An 18,680-nucleotide genomic window follows, 5' to 3' on the forward strand; every position below is an offset into this window, starting at 1 on the left:
TAGAATCGCGATCAACAGGAATGTGACGGCCACAGGCAAGGAGACAAGTATGGATTTCAATCTTCCAAGTGAGACTGACCCCAGGCGATTGGAAATCCGGGCCTGGTTCGAGGCGCACCCCGACCCAAGCTACACCCAGATTGCCGAGCGTGGCCTGGCGGCCCCCAACTGGCCGGCCCCATGGGGGTTGAGCGCAGATCCTGAAACACAATATATCATCGAAGAGGAATTCGCCCGGGCCGGCATCATTCCCCCGTACAATATCAATGCGATTGCGGTAAACCAGTGCGGCCAATCCCTGCTCGTCCATGGCACCGATGCCCAGAGGGAAGAATTCCTGCCGCCCGCTCTGGCCTGCGAACACATATGGTGCATGCTCTTCAGCGAACCGTCAGGCGGGTCTGATTTGGCAGCCATCCGGACCACGGCGCGTCGGGAGGGAGACCACTACATCATCAATGGGCAAAAAATTTGGACCTCAGCAGCCGACAAGGCGACTGTCGGCGTCCTGGTGGCCCGGACAGATCCTTCCCTGCCGAAGCATAAGGGGCTTAGCCAATTCCTTCTGGACATGAACACACCCGGCGTCACCGTGCGCCCCATTTACGACATGTCCGGAGAAGAAAACGAGTATAATGAGGTCTTCTTCGACGATGTCCGAATTCCCGCCGATCGCCTGCTCGGCAAGGAAGGCGATGGATGGCGTCTGGTGATGGAGCAATTGCAGACCGAACGCTCGGCCATGACCAAGCCTGGAGCAGTATGGGGCTTCGGCCCCACGGCCCGTGAATTGATGTCCGGACTGATCGAAACAGGGAAGATCAAGGACCCGCTGGTGCGGGATGAAGCCGCTCAGCTCTTCATTGAAGGCGAAATGCTCCGCCTGCTGGTGTATCGCAATATGAGCAATCGCATCAATGGAAAGCCCGCCGGCCTGGAGGGCAATCTCGGCAAGATGATTGCCTCCCCTCACGGACAGAAACTCAGCGATCTTGCCAAGCGGACCCAGGGCGCGGCCGGTCTGATTGAAAATCAGGACGTTCTGCCCCTGCCTGACAAGCATTATGGCCTGTTCAGCAATTGGGATTATGCGTTCTGGTTTGGTCCTGCCTCCACATTGGGGGTCGGCACACAGGAAATCCTCAAGAATACAGTTGCCGAGCACGTGCTTGGTCTTCCGCGCGACACAGACCCCACAGCAAAGGTCCCGTTCAAGGAAATCAACAAAACCAAGCTCAAAGCAGCGAGCTGATAGGAGACACTGATGAATTTCTCACTTGATGAAGATCATATCGCCCTCCGCGACGCAGCGGCCAGCTTTCTGGACAAGGAAGTGGACCTTTCGCTCCTGCTCACGCATGGGCGGACGGTTCAGGATTCCAATTATGACGGCCTCTGGAAGAAGATTGTGGAGCTGGGATGGCCCGGCATTGTCATCCCCGAAGCGTTCGGTGGCCTCGGTATGGATTATATCGATCTTGTCATGATCATCGGTGAAATGGGGCGCACGCTTGCCCCAGCCCCGCTGTTCGGTACGCTGGCTGGGGCCTGGGCGATTGAACGGGCCGGCTCAGCTGCCCAGAAGGCGGATATCCTGCCCTTGATTGCAAGTGGAGAGCGGCAAGTCTGTCTTGCGATCGCGGACGCTTCCGGGGCGCCCGGAGAAGGTGTTAAAGCCACCCCCACGAACGGGGGCTACACCCTGACAGGCGAGAAGTCTTATGTCGTTGATGCAGACTGCGCTGACCAGATTGTCGTGATGGGCCAGGACGACACGTATTATCTCGTGGACAGGCATGCAGACGGCGTTGACGTATCTCTCCTGCCCTGGCGCGATATTACACGACAAGTCTGTTCCGTACGGTTTGACGATGCGCCTGCAGAGCGTCTGGAACAATCGGGCAATGTGTGGCCCTGGGTGAAGGATCGCCTGTATCTTCTTCTTGCAGCCGAAAGCGCTGCTGGAATTGCGACCGTGCTCGCGGACACCGTTGGCTACGCCAATGAGCGAGTCGCGTTCGGGCGCCCCATCGGGGCCTTTCAGTCAATCAAGCACCAATTGGCCGAGATCGCCGCGCAGAGTGAATGTGCAACAGCCGGCGTACAATATGCCGCCTGGGCATTGAGCGTAGTCGATGCAAAAGCGCCCCTGGCTGCCGCGATGGCTCAGGCCTATGCGAGCGAAGCCTACAAGACAGCTACGCATCGCAATATCCAGGTCTATGGTGCAATCGGATTCACGTGGGAAATGAAAAACCATCTTTATTACAAGCGCGCCCGCGCCAATTCCGAACTCCTGGGCGCGCCGCGCCAGCAGAGAGAAGAAATCGTTCTGTGGCTTGAAACTGACCGCCCCGACAAGGCCGCAGCTTAGCAAAGATCTGGATCGATTGGCCAGCATACGCGCCATCCAGGCGTGATGTGTCATACACTCATGTCCGGCCTCGATTCAAACCTATATCGAGCGAACAGGCATCCAGAGCCCGTGGCTATGATGTCTGAGGGATACATATGAATGTTTCTGAAGCCGTGTCGCGGCGCATCTCCACACGCGCCTTCCTGGCCGATCCGTTGCCCGAGACAGAGGTCCGGGACTGGCTGACAGCGGCCCAGCGCGCCCCATCCGGGGGTAACATCCAGCCCTGGCGGACAATTGTCGTCACCGGACAGGCGCGATCCGATGTCATTTCAGACATCGGATCGGTGCTGGAAACTTTTCCTGAAGGTCAAGCCACAGAGCATCCCATCTACCCTCCTGATCTCTGGCCTCCTTACGAGACGCGCCGTCGACGGGTCGGGATCATGCTGTATGAAACCCTCGGCATTCAGCGCGGGGACCTTGCTGGTCGCCGGACCTGGTTTCAACGGAATTTTGAATTCTTTGAGGCCCCTGTCGGACTCTTCTTGATACTGGACGAACGCATGGGTCATGGCCAATGGGGGCATGCGGGCATGTATCTCCAGACACTGGCCCTCTTGGCCGAGGAACGCGGCTGGGGCACTTGCCTGCAGGAGTGCTGGGGCATGGTTCGGCCTGCCCTGAAGACCCATTTCGCGCTTGGCCCTGGCGAAATGGTCTGGTGTGGGATGGCCGTCGGGAAGCCCGATGGATCACATCCGGTCAACACCTTGCGTGCAGAGCGCGCGAATCTCGAAGACGTTGCGGAATTACACGGATTTCCTTGACGCCTTCCCTGGCTATCTCAAACAAGACGACCGCTCACGCGACCGCTATAACATGACAGCAGGTGCCGAGCGGCGCCCTGTCCGGCGGGTGGAAGCCGGACGGGCCGGCAGATCCGGCCCGTCTTTCCCTCATCACCCAGTCCGAATGAAATCGGCAATCAGGGAATTGAACTCGGTGGCCTTCTCCCATTGCGCCCAATGTCCACATTTGGAATAGATATGCAGGTCAGCATTCGGAATACGCCGCAAAAACTGGAAGGCCATGTCTACCGGAAGCACGCGATCTTCCAGACCCCAGATAATCAGGGTCTCATGTGATATGGTTTCCAGCTCACGACGCCAGAGATCATTTGCCTTGTTGTGGACCTGACCCGCGAGCGGTGGCGATGCGAGCACTTCAGGCCGCGTTGCCGTTTCGTAGCGTTGCTCGATGAGCTCGGGTGTAATGTCAGACCGGTCATAAACCAGCAAGTCCACGACCCGGTCCACCTTTTCAACAGACGGTCCATCTCCATCATAGAAGCTCGCCATACGCATGATCCCTTCTGTCGGGAAGGTGGACGTCACGGGCATCCCTCCCCCAGGCCCCATGAGAATGAGCTTCTCGACGCGCTCAGGATGTGTGAGCGCCAGAACAAGCGCTGTGCCGCCGCCCAGCGAGTTTCCAACAAGGCTTGCCGACTCCAGGCCCAGATGGTCCATCAATTCCAGAAGCGCTTCGGCCATGGAATCAAACATGCCGCCTTCGATCTTGCGATTCTGCGATTCACCAAATCCCGGATGATCATAGACAATGGACCGGAACCCCTGATCAGCCAGCGACTGCATGTTGCGGCTGAAATTACTGAAGCCATAAGCTCCGGGTCCTCCGCCATGGATGAAGATCACAGCCGGGCCTTTTCCTGCCTCGTGGTATCGAATGCGTCCTTTCGGCAAATCGGCAAAATGACTTTTTGGGGTTTCTGGTTTGGCCATCGGTTTCACTCCTCTTTCATATGTGAGTTTGTCTATTCGTGTTGATTTGGGGACGCTTAAAAAGCGAATATCCCGCACAAAAGCCCTCTCGCCCTGTCTGCCACATATGCAGATGCGATTAAAGCGCTTGTTTTGATTTCAAGGATTGGCCATACTGAAATCCGTAGGGCAAGCCCCCTTTATGGCCTCCCCTGCCACTATGAAATGGACCCTCAGTCCAGGGATCAGAAAGCGTCAGGACGCAGATGAGTATGAATATCGTGAGAGACGAATCGCTGCCAAGAATTGACTATGACCACGTCATGTCGCTGACAAAGGCGAGTGCTCACGCGTGGACGGAGAAGGATGCGATCCTGTACGCCCTGGGAATTGGAATGGGCGCCGATCCTCTGGATGAGACCGAATTGCGTTTTGTCTATGAGGACGGTCTCAAAGTCTTCCCCACCTTTCCTGTCGCTGTCGGATTTCACGGGGGCGCGTTGGAGGACATCGGCATAGACTACCGCTATGTCCTGCATGGTGAACATGCCGTGACGCTGCATCGGCCCTTCCCCGCAAGCGGACGCGCCTCCGCCGCCAGCCGTATCTCAGGAGCATGGGACAAGGGAGCCGCTAAGGGTGCGATCTTTTCCCAGGAGAAAATCCTGACCCTTGATGGCGACACTCAGCCCCTCGCCACCCTTCAGACGACAAGTTTCGCTCGGGCGGAAGGCGGGTTTGGCGGCCCGCGAGACGGGCAACCGAGTCCGCACAGGCCGCCCTCACGTTCGCCAGATCACATCTTGAGGATCGCCACCACACCTGGTCAGGCCTTGCTGTACAGACAATCGGGAGATCTCAACCCCCTCCATGCAGATCCGGGCACGGCACGAGCCGCCGGTTATGAACGCCCGATCCTTCACGGTCTCTGCTCCTTCGCTATCTGCTGCCGCGCAGTGATGGCCACTTATTGCAATTTTGACCCTTCTCGAATTCAGCATCATCAGGTGCGATTTTCAGCACCCGTCTATCCAGGGGAAACCCTTGCGATTGCTCTGTGGAAAGATGGTAAAACCGTCTCATTTGAGGCCCGGGTGGAGTCGCGGGGGATCACGGCGATCCGGAACGGATTGACCCTTCTGACAGAATAGTCGTTTCCCGATCTGGTTTCGCAGAACATGTTCTGCGCTCCACGCGGGCTGTGGAAAGAAGTTCACGCGGCTTATACGATAATGCTGATCCGCCCCTGAGGGCGAAGCGTGTTCATATCGATCTGCGTCCGTTTCGCCATGATCTTAAAATTGCCGCTGGCGAAGCTCAGCGTGTACAGATGATGACCGCAAAACATATCCGTGACGTCATTCTTGGAACGGTGCGTAATGAACCGGCTCGCCACTTTGCAAACACCCTCATCGTGATCCAGGAGTCTCACATTTCCAATCATTCGAGAGCAGATGGATCGAGGCCATTCTGAATGATTGCCCCGCTTCTTGAGTCGCTCGACACGATGGCGAAGGCGGAAATAATTATCTGATATGTAAAACAGATTGGTAGACGAGCTTGCCTCGTCTGAAGCTCCCGCCTGGGGCACCTCATAGCTTCCCCCTTCCTGAAACAAGGCAAACCAGTCATCGAGCCGCCATTCATCAAGCATCGCAGCCTCCTCATAAAGAAAGGCCTCAATCTCCCGATGATCCAGCTCCGCGCCGGATGCCAATCCGCTCTTCCCGCTCGTCAAGCTCATGCCCGATCCTCCATCCGGTCTGACCATTCTCTCCAAAAACACCGCATCTGCTCTTCATCCGTCGCTTCGAATTTGGGCTTCAGCATGCCTCTGGAAATGTCATTCCATGCCAGCTCATCCAAGGCCGCATATCCTCTTTGGGCGGATTCGAGTGCTTCGACGTCGTCAGGGGTCGCGAATCCGCCGGGTCCGAGAAATTCAAGAAAATTATCCAGGCGTCGCTTCCGGAAACCTTCGGACTCCCCCTTCACGCCGAGTGCCCAGGCACTGACATTCATGTTGTTTGGTGCCAGGGGATAAAAGGTCCTGATTGTGACGGCCATGATGTCATTGATGACAAGATTGGGAAAGATCCCCGTATTCCGCCCCAGCATGGCAATCCTGTTGGCGTGTTCCTCGCCCACCCGTGAGACAAGTTCGCGCTTGATTTGCGCAATTTCCGATTTTGCATCCTCTCCCCAGGCCGGGATCCATTTGGCAACCGGCCGGCCCCATGGAGCATTGCCCTCAATCGCAGCATGACCATTCTGAAGATTCCAGACATGGGTCTCTGCAGGCATTTCTGCAGCGCCCCCGATCGCATCTGCGAGATACTCAAAATACGTGCCGTGCGTATCGATGGCATGATAGCCATCATAACTGTTCTCCATGAGGAGTTTCCAGTTCGCGCGTATACTGTATTTCTGCTCACCCCCAATGACCTCCATCCCATCAGGTCCGTGATCACAAAGCATGTCGAGAATGCTCCGTGCATCTGCCAGATAAGTTTCCAGAGACACCGCCCCAGCATCATAGTTGAGAAAGTAGAAGCCCCGATATTCTGCGAGTTTGGGTACACTTCTGAGATTTGCGCACCCATCGGAATTGAAATCGTCCGGATATGTGCCCGGTGGCATGCGCGTGGCAAATTTCCCGTTATTGTTGAAGGCCCAGCCATGATAAAAACACTTGAAAGCCAATGCGTTTCCGCGGGCCTCTCGCTCCACCATTGCCCCCCGGTGCGGGCACGTATTCATGAAGGCATGAAACGCGCCCTGCCTGTCGCGATTGAATATCACTTCCTTGCCGCCCACATTTCGGGTGAGGAAATCATTGGCTTTGGACAATTCCGACTCGTGTCCGAGATAGAGCCAGCACCGGTTGAAGATCCGGTCTCGTTCCCGGGTCAAAATATCTTCATCCACGAAGCTCTTTCGCGCCACCCTGAACAGGCCGCGCTCTCGGTCATCTATGATATAGGGGCTGATGCGAGTCTCTCGCCTGTCAATGTCTGTAACACTCATGATGCGCTTCACTCCGGATATACGGGCCGGCAGATCGGGTCCGTAGTCATTCACCTGTGTGCGGTGCCACTTTTGGGCCCCGCACGGTTACAATGTTCCACCCCCTGAATTTAGGGAGCTCTCACATTGGTTGGACCATTATTCCATTAAGTCGGTCTGTCAATCAGGTCGCCTGCGACAATTCGGAACTGGTCTCTGCCGCGTCTCCCCCGGCCCACCTTGACACACATGTGCCGGCCCCTGTATTGGTCCTACCATTATGCCATTAAACGGCTTCTGGGAGATTTGAACATGGACCGATCAAATGCGCGGTATCAACGGCTCGGCTATCTGGCCTTGAACGTGTCGGATCTGGAAAGGTCTGCCAGGTTTTATGAGGATATTGTGGGGCTGCAGCGCAGTGAAACCCGGGGCAATAGCGTGTTCTTCCGTTGCAGCGATCGCCATCACGATATTGTCCTCCACAAAGCGCCAACCCCCGGTCTCAAACGCATTGGATGGCAGATGGAAGCCGCCACTCAGGTGCAGACACTGGAACAGCATTTCCATGGTCTGGGCATTCCGACACAACGCGTCTCTAACCGGGAGGCTGTAGACTTGGCGATCGATGGCGGTTTTCGCATGAGAGAGCCGACAACAGGCGTCCTGATGGAGTTCTATTCCCACATGGACACGGCCAGCGAGGTTTTTCATCCAGGCCATACAAAGATTGAGCGGCTCGGGCATGTTGTCCTGGCCAGCGCCGACATGGCGGAGACTGAGAAGTTTTTTGCGGAGAATATGAATTTCAAGGTATCGGATCGCATCGAGAATGGCGTGGTCCATATGCGCTGCTTTCCAAATCCGCTTCACCACTCCTTCGGTATTGGCGCCGGCCAGGCAGCTCAGCTCCACCATGTCAATTTCATGGTGACGGACATGGATGATATTGGTCGGGCAAACACGCGGATGAAGTCGCACAAAATTCCAATTGTGTATGGTCCAGGCAAGCATCCCCAGTCCGAATCGGTCTTCTTCTATTTTCTCGATCCCGATGGCCTTACCCTCGAATACAGCTACGGCATGGAAGAGTTTCCCGAACAGGATGCGCGCGCACCGAGGCTGTTCCCGATGAAGGTGGAATCGGTGGATCATTGGGGAGGCCTCCCTGAGCCGGATTTCGCTAAAGTCGGCGCGATTGAAACGGCTGAGACATGAGGGGACGGATTCACGGCAATTCCCGGATCAGCAATCGGGGCTGCCCTTTCCGGGACAATTGGGGTATGGCCGGGAGGGGCTGAACCGAATGTCGGCCCCTATGAAAATCAATTCAAGACAGGCTCAGTCATGTCCTCCAGTTCCTTCTTGCCAGTCCAATCCCGGCGCCTGTTCGAAGACGTATGCGATCAAATACGGGCTCAAATCGCCGATGGTGCGCTTGGCCCCGGTGACAAGCTTCCGGCTGAACGCGACCTGGCTGCGCAGTTCGGAATCAGTCGGACCGCCGTACGCGAAGCCTTGCGGAGTCTCGAATTTGCAGGTCTCATCGAGTTGAAGAAGGGGGCTCATGGCGGTGCCTTCGTCCTCGGCCGTGACATGGGACTGGTCCTTCCCTTTCAAAGCATACTTGACGTCGGGCACCTCTCTCTGCGTGAACTGACAGACGCACGTATTGAAATACAGGACGTGGTCGTGCGTCTTGCATGCTCACATGCGACTCAAGAGAATCTCGACGCGCTCGATGCCGACATTCAGCAGACCCGCCAGCATCTGCAACAAGGCACAGCTGGCACTGACCCTTCAGCCACACAGAATTTTTATTCATTGCTCGCCGAAGCAACCGGGAACCGAGTGCTCGTTGTACTGGTCAAGGCGCTTTCACAAATGGTCTATCAGGCAATTCACCCGCTTCATCGCCCCCTGAACTTCGATCTGGTCAGTGTACGTTCACGCTTTGTTGAATGCATGCGATCCCGGGATGTCGAAGGCGCTCAGCAGATCATGCGAAACTATCTGGAGTTCTTGCACCAGCATATCGTGGCCGAGGACGCAAATCGGGACCAAGCGGCCAGATAGGCATATCCGACGGGTCGTTGACGGAGCAAAAGCCTTGTGCTCAGGTAATACGGTTGTATTAATTCTGGGCACTATCATCATGATCGAAACCCCGCACCCGCTCCCTCTGTCCCTCGCGGAAGTGACCCCATCCTGGCTGACGACGGCGCTTTCGCATACATTTCCCGGTATCCGGATTGAAGCGGCACACCAGAGCGATACCAGGTCAGGCACGGCGAGTTCTGCACGTTTTGAATTACTCTACGGCACACGGGCCGGACATATGTCTTTACCGGATTCCGTATATGTCAAAGGCGGATTTGACAGCATCATGCGCAATCGGGTCTGGGCCGCCCTGATCCAGGAAGCGCAATTCTATCGCGACTTTGCCGGGGATGCCCCTGTCGCCCTTCCGAGGGCCTATTATTGCGGTTATGACTCGGCGGCCAGGCAAGGCATTGTCATTCTGGAAGACCTCTTCGCGCGACAAGTGCGGTTTGGTCACGCCACCGATGACACCACCGTCGACACACTCGCCGCCGTGGTGGAGGGACTGGCTAAATTGCATGCTCACTTCTGGGACGACCCACGCCTTGCCTCCGTATCATCCTGGAAAGATCCCCAACGCACCTTCTTCCGTTATCTGTGTCGACCTTCGCATTGGGCGGATGTCCTCGAGCGCAGTTACGGGGCCACGCTTCTGGGCATTCTCCCCTCTCGGGAGATGGCCTTGGCCGGTTTGGAACGCATGTGGGCCATGGATGATTCTGCGGCCCGGACCCTCGTTCATGGAGATTGCCATTGCGGCAATCTCTTCTATGAGTCAAACGGCGTGCCCGGATTTCTCGACTGGCAATGTGTGTTTCCCGGTGCGCCGGCGCACGATCTGGCGGAACTGATCGTGACATCCCTTGAGCCAGAGCGGAGGCGAACAGCTGAACGGGATCTGATCCAGCTTTATTGTGACATATTGAAATCAGAAGGGGTCGCAGATCGGCCGTCAGTCGATGAATTGTTTCATTCCTATCGATGTAACAATATGCATAATCTCATAGGCTCGGTTCTCAATCCCTACGACATGCAGACCGAAGAAGTGACTACCATCTCTGCCACACGAGCCCTCGCAGCTGCCCAGGAACTCGACACCCTGAAGGCGCTGGGTCTGGACTAACACTCCCGCCTCCCACCCCCTCAAGGCCCTGAGCCGACTTTACCTCGCATATTGGCCGATGCGAACTTTCCTGCGCGGATCGCAATGTCTGCGGAAAGCGGAACATTTTCCGTCCTGTTTCACGCCGCCTGCCGCTCCAAACCCATAGGATGGATCGCTCAGCTTGACCTAACCTCGGCAGCCCGATTATCGATCAGATCTGTTCAAGGCGTAATTACGGTTTTCAGTACGCCCGGAGAACGCGCGTCCAGTTGCCGGTAGGCCTCTGCCCCCTCGCTCAGCGCAAGGCGCGTCGTAATGAACTGTTCAGGCCTCAATCGCCCCTGCTGAACCAGGGGAACCAGTTCCCGCCACGTCTCAGGGGGCGAGGTCGTGCCAATGCGAAATGTCACTCCCTTGCTGAGGGCCATGCCCATGGGAAAGGGAAATGCCGGATTCTTGTTCACGCCGATAACGGACACCACACCTTCACGCCGCACCATTTCCAAAGCCATGCTTATGGTGGCATCGGCGCCAACCGCCTCCAGTACCTTGTCAGCCATCCTGCCCTTTGTCTCGGACCGGACATGCTCAATGGCCTCTTCCGGTGGCATCGGGTCTGCGCCGAGCCTGGCAGCTATATCACGTCGCTCCTTGATCGGATCGATGGCAAATATGCGGCCCGCGCCCATGATCTTTGCCGTATCAATCGCCATCAGGCCTATCGGTCCCAGCCCAATAATGACGAAAACATCACCAGCCGCTATCTCAGCATTTCGGCACCCAAACCAGGCGGTCGCCTGCGCATCGGTGAGCATCAATGCCTGGTCTGTCGAGACCCCATCCGGAATAAGGCCGAGATTGAAATCTCCGAAAGGTACCCGAACAGCCTCTGCCTGCGAGCCCGGCAGGGCTGGCCCGAGGCCGAACACTTGCTGTTGACCTTTCTGACAATTGCGAACATTTCCGCGCAGACAATTTGAACAGGATCCGCACCCGACGGCGCCTGGTATCATGACCCGGTCCCCGGGCCGCAGAGTGTTGACACCAGATCCTGTCTCAACGACTTCGCCGACCGCTTCGTGACCGATACAGAACCCCACCCCTTCCGTGAAGGCGGCCCCGGCCCCATGATAGATATGAAGATCGCTGCCACAAATGCTGCATGCAGAAACTTTGACCAGGACATCCTGCCGGTCACGTAGCGTGGGATCATCTACACTGTCATACCGCACATCATAGGGGCCATGATAGCAAAGAGCTTTCATCGGAATTTCTCCATTCACGCAAGACTCCGGTCAGTCCGCCTTGTCCAATTGGTCAAGACACGGACCGGCTGGCTTGCTTCCAATAGGGATGACGCAACGTCTTACGGTCGAGCTTGCCGACCCCTGTAAGGGGAAGTTCTGATCTGAATTCTATGGATTTCGGTGACCAGGGCGCGCCACGCAGCGCCTTGACATGTGCCTGGAGTTGACCCTCCGTGACCTTCGAACCCTGCCGCAAGACCACAAAGGCCTTTACTGCCTCCCCCCATTTCGCATCCGGAATGCCAATTACTCCAGCTGACAGGATATCCGGATGCGACATCAGGGCATCTTCGACCTCACGCGGATAAATATTGAACCCGCCACTGATAATCAGGTCCTTGATGCGATCCACGATGGTGAAATACCCCGCCTCATCCTGTATCGCGACATCGCCTGTGTGCAACCATCCGCCTCTGAACAAGGCCTCGGTTTGTTCAGGTTGCTTCCAATACCCGTTGCAAACCAGAGGTCCGCGTACGCACAGCTCACCGGGTTGTCCCGGGCTGACTTCCTCCATACGCTCATCGAACAGACGTATTTGCGTCAATGTGGTCGCTCTCCCACATGATCCCAGCCTCTCAGGCCGGGCCAGATCATGGTCTGCTTTGCGCAATGTGGTCACCACTTGGGGAGCTTCGGTCTGTCCATAGAGCTGAAGGAATACCGGTCCCAGGACCCTTATTGCTGCCGCCAGCCGGTCCGGGGACATGGGTGCCGCGCCGTAAATGATGAGCTGGAGACTGGACAGGTCATACTGCGCGATCAGGCTGTCGGCTTCAATCAGGGCGTTGACCAGGGTCGGCACAAGGAAGGTCGCACTCACGCGCTCGGCTTCGACAATCTCGCAGAATCTGGACACATCGAAACCAGATATCAGCCTGACCCGCCCGCCCCTCAACATGACCGGATAGATATTCACACCTGCCGCGTGGCTGATGGGGGTCATCAGCGCATAATGAATGTCCTCCGGCCATTCCCATTCGGCGGATATGGTTATGGCCATGGCAGACAGGGCGCGATGGGGCAGCATGACGCCCTTGGAGAGCCCTGTCGTTCCGCCGGTATAGGCCAGCATGACCAGGTCTTCCGGATCGGCACGATCAATGAGGTCCAGAGGCGGAAGGCCTTCCAGAATCGCTAGCGCGTCCTCAGCTAGTTCTGAAGCACCAAAGCTGAAAATGTTCAAACTGGGCAGTCTTGACTTGATTATGGACGCACGGGCGCCAAACTTTTCAGCGTCGAAAAAGAGGACATCAAGCTCGGCATCTCCTATGACATGGACATGGTCTTCTTCCCCCGCCAGAGGGTGAAGCGGCGTGAATCTCAAACCGAAAACGGCAGCGGCACAAATCGCGGCCCAGGTTTCCACCCGATTGCCCGTCAGAAGACCGACCCCATCGCCCTTCGACAGACCAATTGATCGATAGAGGGACCCAAAACGGCCGATGAGCTCCCCAAGCTCGGCATAAGTCAGCGCCTTCTGGTCATCCGATATCATCGGACGCGCACCGAATCGTCTGATCGAATCTGCAATTATAGCCGCGAGTGAACCTCCCGATATCAATTGATCCATTCCTGAACCTCTTTCCGACGGCATGGCCACTCCCCTCCTATCCTCGGATCTCTTCCCGCGCCCCGAAAGACTCGTCAGTGTGGGATGCGAACCCGCGTTTGACTGTGCATTCCCGACAAAGACCCATACGCATTTCGCAAATTCTCAGTCCAATGATGGTTATGACATCGCAATATAATACCTTCGTTCTATTCGTCCAGCCCTAACCCATGAGCCGCGATGACGCCATAAGGCGAGCGCCGTTTTTCTATAACGCGCTTGGCAAGTTCTTATTTTCGCAAAAGGCTGATCACCTATAGATTCCATTTAGGACATATGTTCTAGTTTTCAGCAAAGTGCTAAAGGAGAACAATATGCCGGGACCGCTGAATGGATTGAAGATCGTCGAACTGGGCAGTATTGGGCCAGGACCCTTTTGCGGAATGTTGCTGGCGGATGCGGGCGCAACCGTTATTCGCATTGAGCGGCCCGGTGTCATGGTCGACAGACATGACGCGATGCTGAGGTCGCGCATGATCGTTCATCTCGATTTGAAGGATGCCCAGGACCAGGAGCGGCTGCTGGACATCGTGCAAGATGCTGACGCCCTGTTCGAAGGAATGCGGCCCGGAACCCTGGAGCGCCTGGGACTGTCTCCCGATCGCCTACTGGCACGGAATTCCCGTCTGGTGATTGGCCGGATGACGGGCTGGGGACAGACTGGCCCCCTGTCAAAGGCTGCCGGACATGATCTCAACTATATCGCCCTGAGCGGTGCGCTGCATGGAATAGGACCGTCGGCGCATCCGGTACCGCCACTCGCCCTGGTCGGGGACTTCGGAGGGGGCGGCATGCTCCTTGCCTTTTCCCTGACCGCAGCCCTACTGCATGCGCAGGCCACCGGACAAGGCCAGGTTATCGATTGCGCCATGACGGAAGGGTCAGGCCAGCTGATGGCCGCATTCTACTCATATATGGCAACCGGCTTGTGGCAGGATAAACGGGAAGCAAATATCGTGGATGGGGGCGCTCCCTTTTACGGTGTCTACGAGACACAAGACGGCAAGTTTGTCTCAATCGGCGCTATAGAGCCCCAGTTTTACACTTTGCTCTTGCAGTCTCTTGGCCTGGAAGACGATGCACGTTTTGCCGATCAGATGGATACATCCAAATGGCCTGAACTGAAAAAGGTCATCGCCTCTCTGATCAAGGAGAAGACGCAGGCCCATTGGTGCGATCTTATGGAAAACACTGACATCTGCTTCGCACCGGTCCTGAGTCTGAAAGAGGCGCCCCTCCACCCTCATGCGAAAGCCCGTAATGCGTTCATTGAGGTCGAGGGCATCCTGCAACCAGCGCCTGCCCCGAAATACTCACTGACGCCGATGGCCCCTCCGCGCGTGCCGGAGACGGTCGAAATGCCGAGCGCGCACAATTCCTGACAGAAGGGCACCGCTCTCCTGACCGACCGGCGAAATCTTCCCGCACGCCAATAAAGGGACATTCGGATCAGTTCTAGAAAAACGGCCGCTTCAGCGATGGCGCGCCCCTATGCACGCGCCTCGCACACAGGTCTGTTCTTGCGGGCAGCCACCGATACTCACGCGCGCCGGGGGGCTGAAAACGGTTTAGTCGAACGTCGTATTCAAGAAACGCCGAGCGGCACCTTCACGCAAATCATCAAGAGCCTGTTGGCCAAGATGAGTTGCCCGTAGATATGCATCCAGCTCTTCCTGCTGGATCAGATAGGGATAATCGGTTCCTGCAAAGACATGTCCTGGCGCCATGCCTGTAGCAAGACTTGAAAGGCCATGAGCATCATACACATTGCTGTCGTAGAAGAATCTGGCCGCCTGAATGCTCGGCGCCTCCAAACCCTCAATTCCGTACCCGCCCGTCGCCGTCCATCCTCGATCGAGACGTCCCAATATTGCAGTCAAGGCGCCTCCCCCGTGACTGAACGCGACCCTCAATTTCGGATATCTCTGCAAGGTCCCATTCAACATCATTGAGGCGGCACTCATGGCGACGTCTATGGGGAAGCCGGCAAAGGCGGTGTAAGTTGGGGTGACATCGAGCGACTTGGTCGCGACTGGATGCAGCGCGTGCACGAAAACCGCCATATTGAGGGATTCAGCAGCCTCCCAGAACGGATCGAACATACGCTCGCCCAACAGATGGCCATTGATATTGCTTCCGATCTCCACGCCGATCAATCCGAATTCGCTCCGGATTCTTTCGAGATAGCGGCCCGAACCGGCGGGATTCTGTAAAGGGAGCGCCCCCAATCCCGTGAACCGGCTTGGGGATGCGGACACCATTCCAGCAATCTGCGCATTGACATGGTCGCATATGATTTCGGCGCCAGCCAGATCGAGCCAATAGGACAAAAGTTCCGGCATCGGCGATAGCACTTGGACATCTACCCCATCACGATCCATGTCTGTCAGTCGTCTCGCCAGATCCCAGGATCTGTCATCCAATTGGCGAAAAGGCCTGTCTCCGATCATCAGCGTTGCTTCGACATTGGAGCCACACCTCATGCATGGCCACTTCGATGCGAAGGGCTCACCCGGACATTCTGGAAACTGATACGGCGTGACATGCGTATGGACATCTATCAGTTTGGACACATTACATCTTTCTATCTGTAAACGCCTGAGCGGAACCCTTGTTCGGGGCGTCCAGTCTGGCGCATGCGACACTCAAAGCAAGCCCGGAAGATGCCAGCCCCCGCAGGTGCGCGGGGACTGGCTGTACTGACTGCGACGGCACGCGATCTAGAACTTCCCGCGCAAGGCAACGCCCCAGGTACGAGGCGCTGCCGGGAAGCCCATGAAGGAACCCGTTTGGAAGGTTGCTCCAAATTCGGCACCGACATACCGCTCATCCGTGCAATTGTTGCAATACGCGTTAAACGACCATCCTTGCTCAAGCTGCTTCAGTCCGACACTGAGATCGACCAGCCACGTATCAGGTTGCTGATTTGCGACATAGCCTGTCGACCCCTGTGTCGGCAGGGCACCGGAATTGGTCCGCTGTTCGGAAGTATACTGGTATCCCGCAGAAGCTATGAAGGCGATCTGGTCGTTGAAGGGGCGTTCGTAATCCAGTGTAGCTGTTGACGCCCATTCCGGTGTCAACAGAAACCGCTCCCCACTGACCGCCGCGCCGGCCGACGTTGCCGTCTCGAGGTCGGCATCATATCCATATTCTGCATGCGGAATGTATGTCGCGGCCAGGTTGAGTGTGAGATAATCACTGAGAACGAAATTATTCTCGACCTCGATCCCATAATCTTCGGCAGAGGGCGAATTCACGATGGAGAAGGCGGCGCCCAGGAATTGGGGAACCTGAAGGTCTTCAATGTCATTATAGAAGAAGGACAGATTTGTTGAAGCCCGACCATCCCAATAGACGAATTTTCCACCTAGCTCATACGCATTTACAAATTCAGACCTGTAAGTGGGGTCAAGCGGCACACGGCCTGCCCCAAGCTCAGGATTGGTCGCAGGGGAACCCGCTGCTGTACTGTCCAGAATGACCCCCCCGGCTTTGAAACCCCGGCTCAATTTGCCGAACATGGTCGCATCCCGGCTCAGATGATAACTCAGACTGGCAGCTCCGGAAAACGCGTCTTCCTCATAGGAATCTGAAAATGCCGGCGCCGGAAAGACATTTATCAGGGTCCAGGCCGATCCAGCGGGCGGATCGATGAGATTGTCATACGCCCCCGTTTTCTCTTCCTTCGACAGGCGTCCGCCCACGGCGAAGGTCCACTTGTCCGTCAGATCAAAGGTCCAGTTTGTAAAGACAGACATGCTCTTGGCCGTGCCCGGAATATATTCTTTCTGAATCACGGTGCCCGGCGTCGCCCCTGAAGGGATCGTAGTCAGAGCCGTGATGAAGGCCTGCGCATCTGCGCCATTGAAGAGCGTTCTTTCCCGCAGCATGTCCTCATCGGAATAAAAGGCGCCAAAAATGGCATCGATCGAGTCCGAAATCTGAACGTCATAGAGCAACTCCTGACTGAATTGTTCTGATTGGAACTGGGGGGAGAACGCAAGGACATCCACCGTGCTGAACAGGGCTTGCTCATTGCGATTGCGGGAAAACCATTCGCGGTAGGCTGTGATTGATGTCAGATTTCCCGCACCCAGTTCGAACTCTGATCGCAGTGTCAGCCCCTTGTCCCTCAAGGCCAGATCCCCATTATTTCGGACCGCTGTGCGAAATTCCCCGCCATTGATGTATTCAAGCGTTGTATTGGGCAGGCCTTGGGCCGCGCCAATTGCATCAAGGATACGCGTCACCCCCCCATCGGTATTCGTGTATACAGCGCGGGCACAGCAATCGCCGGTCGTATCGGACCAATCCGCAATGAGATTGAAACTGACCGTGTCGGAAGGCTCAAACAGCACTGACACCTTGGCTGCCCACCCTTCGGTCTGATCCTCTGTCCGCCCCGTGAGTACATTTTCCACAAAACCGCCATTGTTGAACCCCATGAGCGCCGTGCGAACCGCAAGCTTGTCCTCGATCAAGGGCAGGTTGACCGCGCCCTTGAACATGCGACTGTCGAAATTCGACAAACGCATCTCATAACTTCCTGCCGTATCGGACAAGTTCGGCATTGTGCTCGTCAACAAGACCGCCCCGGCCGAGGTGTTTTTCCCGAAGAGTGTGCTCTGCGGCCCCTTCAGGATTTGAACACTTTCATAATCGAGGAAGTTTGACAGGGCCGCACCGTTCCGGCTGCGATATACGCCATCGACAAAGACACCGACCCCACCTTCCAGGGAAACACTGGGACCCGTCGTTCCAAGCCCACGAATCAGCAATCGAACGCCTGCCGCAGGCTCATCCGCTGACCGCAATTGGATACTCGGGGAAATCACGTTGAACCGTGTTCCGTTGTCGATATTCTTGTCGGCAAGCACTTCAGCTGTCGCAACTGATACCTGGATCGGTACCTCTTGCAGAGATTCTTCTCGTCGCTGCGCCGTAACGGTTACAGTGTCGAGCTTACGGCTGACATCCCCGCCGTCTTCCTGCGCCTCTGCGCTCTGTACGGAGCTCATCGCCAAGACCATGGCCGTCGATGCCATTGCCAGGATTCGAAATTCATACGGTTTGTTCATGATATTCCTCCCATTCGAACGCTTCCAAAGCGTTCTCATTGATCAAGTTCTGACCGCTTCCCGGTGGGACCTGAATCGCTTATCCGGCGAGCCCTGCCAGCATGGCAGGACCTCGATTTTTCGCCGCAGTGATCAGCGTTTCGCATTTCCTCCGCGTGAACGGCCGCCTTCCCTCCGCACGACAAGCGTACAATGCGCTTGCGTTCTATGCGCTCTCACCCTGAAACGATTGTACTATTTCGTCAAGCGCCGCCGCTCCAATTCGGACGTCATCTCACGCACATCCGCCAGGGATGCCCTGAACCGCCCCGGCGCAGCAGGCTTGC

General features: G+C 56.3%; 15 protein-coding genes. 8 read left to right on the plus strand and 7 right to left on the minus strand.

The features are described 5' to 3' along the window. Positions 1 to 49: 49 nt before the first annotated feature. The 3 genes from HY36_RS03395 to HY36_RS03405 all read left to right on the plus strand — a co-directional run bounded on the left by HY36_RS03395 (position 50) and on the right by HY36_RS03405 (position 3,186). A complete protein-coding gene (locus HY36_RS03395; RefSeq protein WP_051602463.1) occupies positions 50 to 1,252 on the plus strand; it encodes an acyl-CoA dehydrogenase family protein in 1,203 nt (400 codons plus the stop codon). Between the two features lie 12 nt (positions 1,253 to 1,264). After that, a complete protein-coding gene (locus HY36_RS03400; RefSeq protein ID WP_035548506.1) occupies positions 1,265 to 2,374 on the plus strand; it encodes an acyl-CoA dehydrogenase family protein in 1,110 nt (369 codons plus the stop codon). 137 nt (positions 2,375 to 2,511) lie between these two features. Beyond that, entirely contained in the window at positions 2,512 to 3,186 is a 675-nt protein-coding gene (locus HY36_RS03405; protein WP_035548509.1) for a nitroreductase, read from the plus strand. Positions 3,187 to 3,318: 132 nt separating this feature from the next. Here the strand turns inward: HY36_RS03405 and HY36_RS03410 are convergent, their stop codons facing one another. Continuing rightward, complete coding sequence (locus HY36_RS03410; protein WP_051602464.1) at positions 3,319 to 4,161, minus strand: alpha/beta fold hydrolase; 843 nt, start codon at positions 4,159 to 4,161, stop codon at positions 3,319 to 3,321. Between the two features lie 251 nt (positions 4,162 to 4,412). Here HY36_RS03410 and HY36_RS03415 point away from each other — a divergent pair, with 251 nt between their 5' ends. After that, a complete protein-coding gene (locus HY36_RS03415) occupies positions 4,413 to 5,291 on the plus strand; it encodes a MaoC/PaaZ C-terminal domain-containing protein (protein ID WP_206741147.1) in 879 nt (292 codons plus the stop codon). 71 nt (positions 5,292 to 5,362) lie between these two features. On the opposite strand, the gene HY36_RS03420 is transcribed toward HY36_RS03415, so the two are convergent. Together HY36_RS03420 and HY36_RS03425 are read right to left on the minus strand one after the other, a co-directional pair. Continuing rightward, entirely contained in the window at positions 5,363 to 5,884 is a 522-nt protein-coding gene (locus HY36_RS03420) for an aromatic-ring-hydroxylating dioxygenase subunit beta (RefSeq protein WP_051602465.1), read from the minus strand. Further along, on the minus strand, positions 5,881 to 7,167 hold the full coding sequence (locus HY36_RS03425) for an aromatic ring-hydroxylating oxygenase subunit alpha (protein ID WP_051602466.1): 1,287 nt from the start codon (positions 7,165 to 7,167) through the stop codon (positions 5,881 to 5,883). Before HY36_RS03425 ends, HY36_RS03420 begins: the two co-directional genes overlap by 4 nt. 291 nt (positions 7,168 to 7,458) lie before the next feature. Between HY36_RS03425 and HY36_RS03430 the strand changes: the two genes are divergently transcribed. From HY36_RS03430 to HY36_RS03440, 3 genes are all read left to right on the plus strand, one after another. Then, positions 7,459 to 8,364, plus strand: a complete 906-nt coding sequence (locus HY36_RS03430) for a VOC family protein (protein WP_035548511.1) — start codon at positions 7,459 to 7,461, stop codon at positions 8,362 to 8,364. Positions 8,365 to 8,493: 129 nt separating this feature from the next. After that, on the plus strand, positions 8,494 to 9,222 hold the full coding sequence (locus HY36_RS03435) for a FadR/GntR family transcriptional regulator (RefSeq protein ID WP_051602467.1): 729 nt from the start codon (positions 8,494 to 8,496) through the stop codon (positions 9,220 to 9,222). Positions 9,223 to 9,301: 79 nt separating this feature from the next. Further along, positions 9,302 to 10,372: a phosphotransferase gene (locus HY36_RS03440; protein WP_035548514.1), complete on the plus strand. Its 1,071-nt coding sequence runs from the start codon at positions 9,302 to 9,304 to the stop codon at positions 10,370 to 10,372. Between the two features lie 203 nt (positions 10,373 to 10,575). On the opposite strand, the gene HY36_RS03445 is transcribed toward HY36_RS03440, so the two are convergent. Both HY36_RS03445 and HY36_RS03450 read right to left on the minus strand, forming a co-directional pair. After that, positions 10,576 to 11,619, minus strand: coding sequence for an alcohol dehydrogenase family protein (locus HY36_RS03445; RefSeq protein WP_035548517.1), 1,044 nt, complete (start codon positions 11,617 to 11,619; stop codon positions 10,576 to 10,578). Between the two features lie 52 nt (positions 11,620 to 11,671). Beyond that, on the minus strand, positions 11,672 to 13,258 hold the full coding sequence (locus HY36_RS03450) for an AMP-binding protein (protein ID WP_338042475.1): 1,587 nt from the start codon (positions 13,256 to 13,258) through the stop codon (positions 11,672 to 11,674). 329 nt (positions 13,259 to 13,587) lie between these two features. Here HY36_RS03450 and HY36_RS03455 point away from each other — a divergent pair, with 329 nt between their 5' ends. Next, the gene (locus tag HY36_RS03455) at positions 13,588 to 14,655 is read left to right on the plus strand and encodes a CaiB/BaiF CoA transferase family protein (protein ID WP_051602468.1); all 1,068 of its coding nucleotides are present in this window, start codon (positions 13,588 to 13,590) and stop codon (positions 14,653 to 14,655) included. Between the two features lie 186 nt (positions 14,656 to 14,841). On the opposite strand, the gene HY36_RS03460 is transcribed toward HY36_RS03455, so the two are convergent. Then, a complete protein-coding gene (locus HY36_RS03460; protein WP_051602469.1) occupies positions 14,842 to 15,846 on the minus strand; it encodes an amidohydrolase family protein in 1,005 nt (334 codons plus the stop codon). A 147-nt stretch (positions 15,847 to 15,993) separates the two neighbouring features. Continuing rightward, on the minus strand, positions 15,994 to 18,354 hold the full coding sequence (locus HY36_RS03465) for a TonB-dependent receptor (protein WP_035548523.1): 2,361 nt from the start codon (positions 18,352 to 18,354) through the stop codon (positions 15,994 to 15,996). Between the last annotated feature and the right edge of the window lie 326 nt (positions 18,355 to 18,680).

It is taken from the genome of Hyphomonas atlantica corrig. (assembly GCF_000682715.1).
Taxonomy (GTDB): Bacteria; Pseudomonadota; Alphaproteobacteria; order Caulobacterales; family Hyphomonadaceae; genus Hyphomonas; species Hyphomonas atlantica.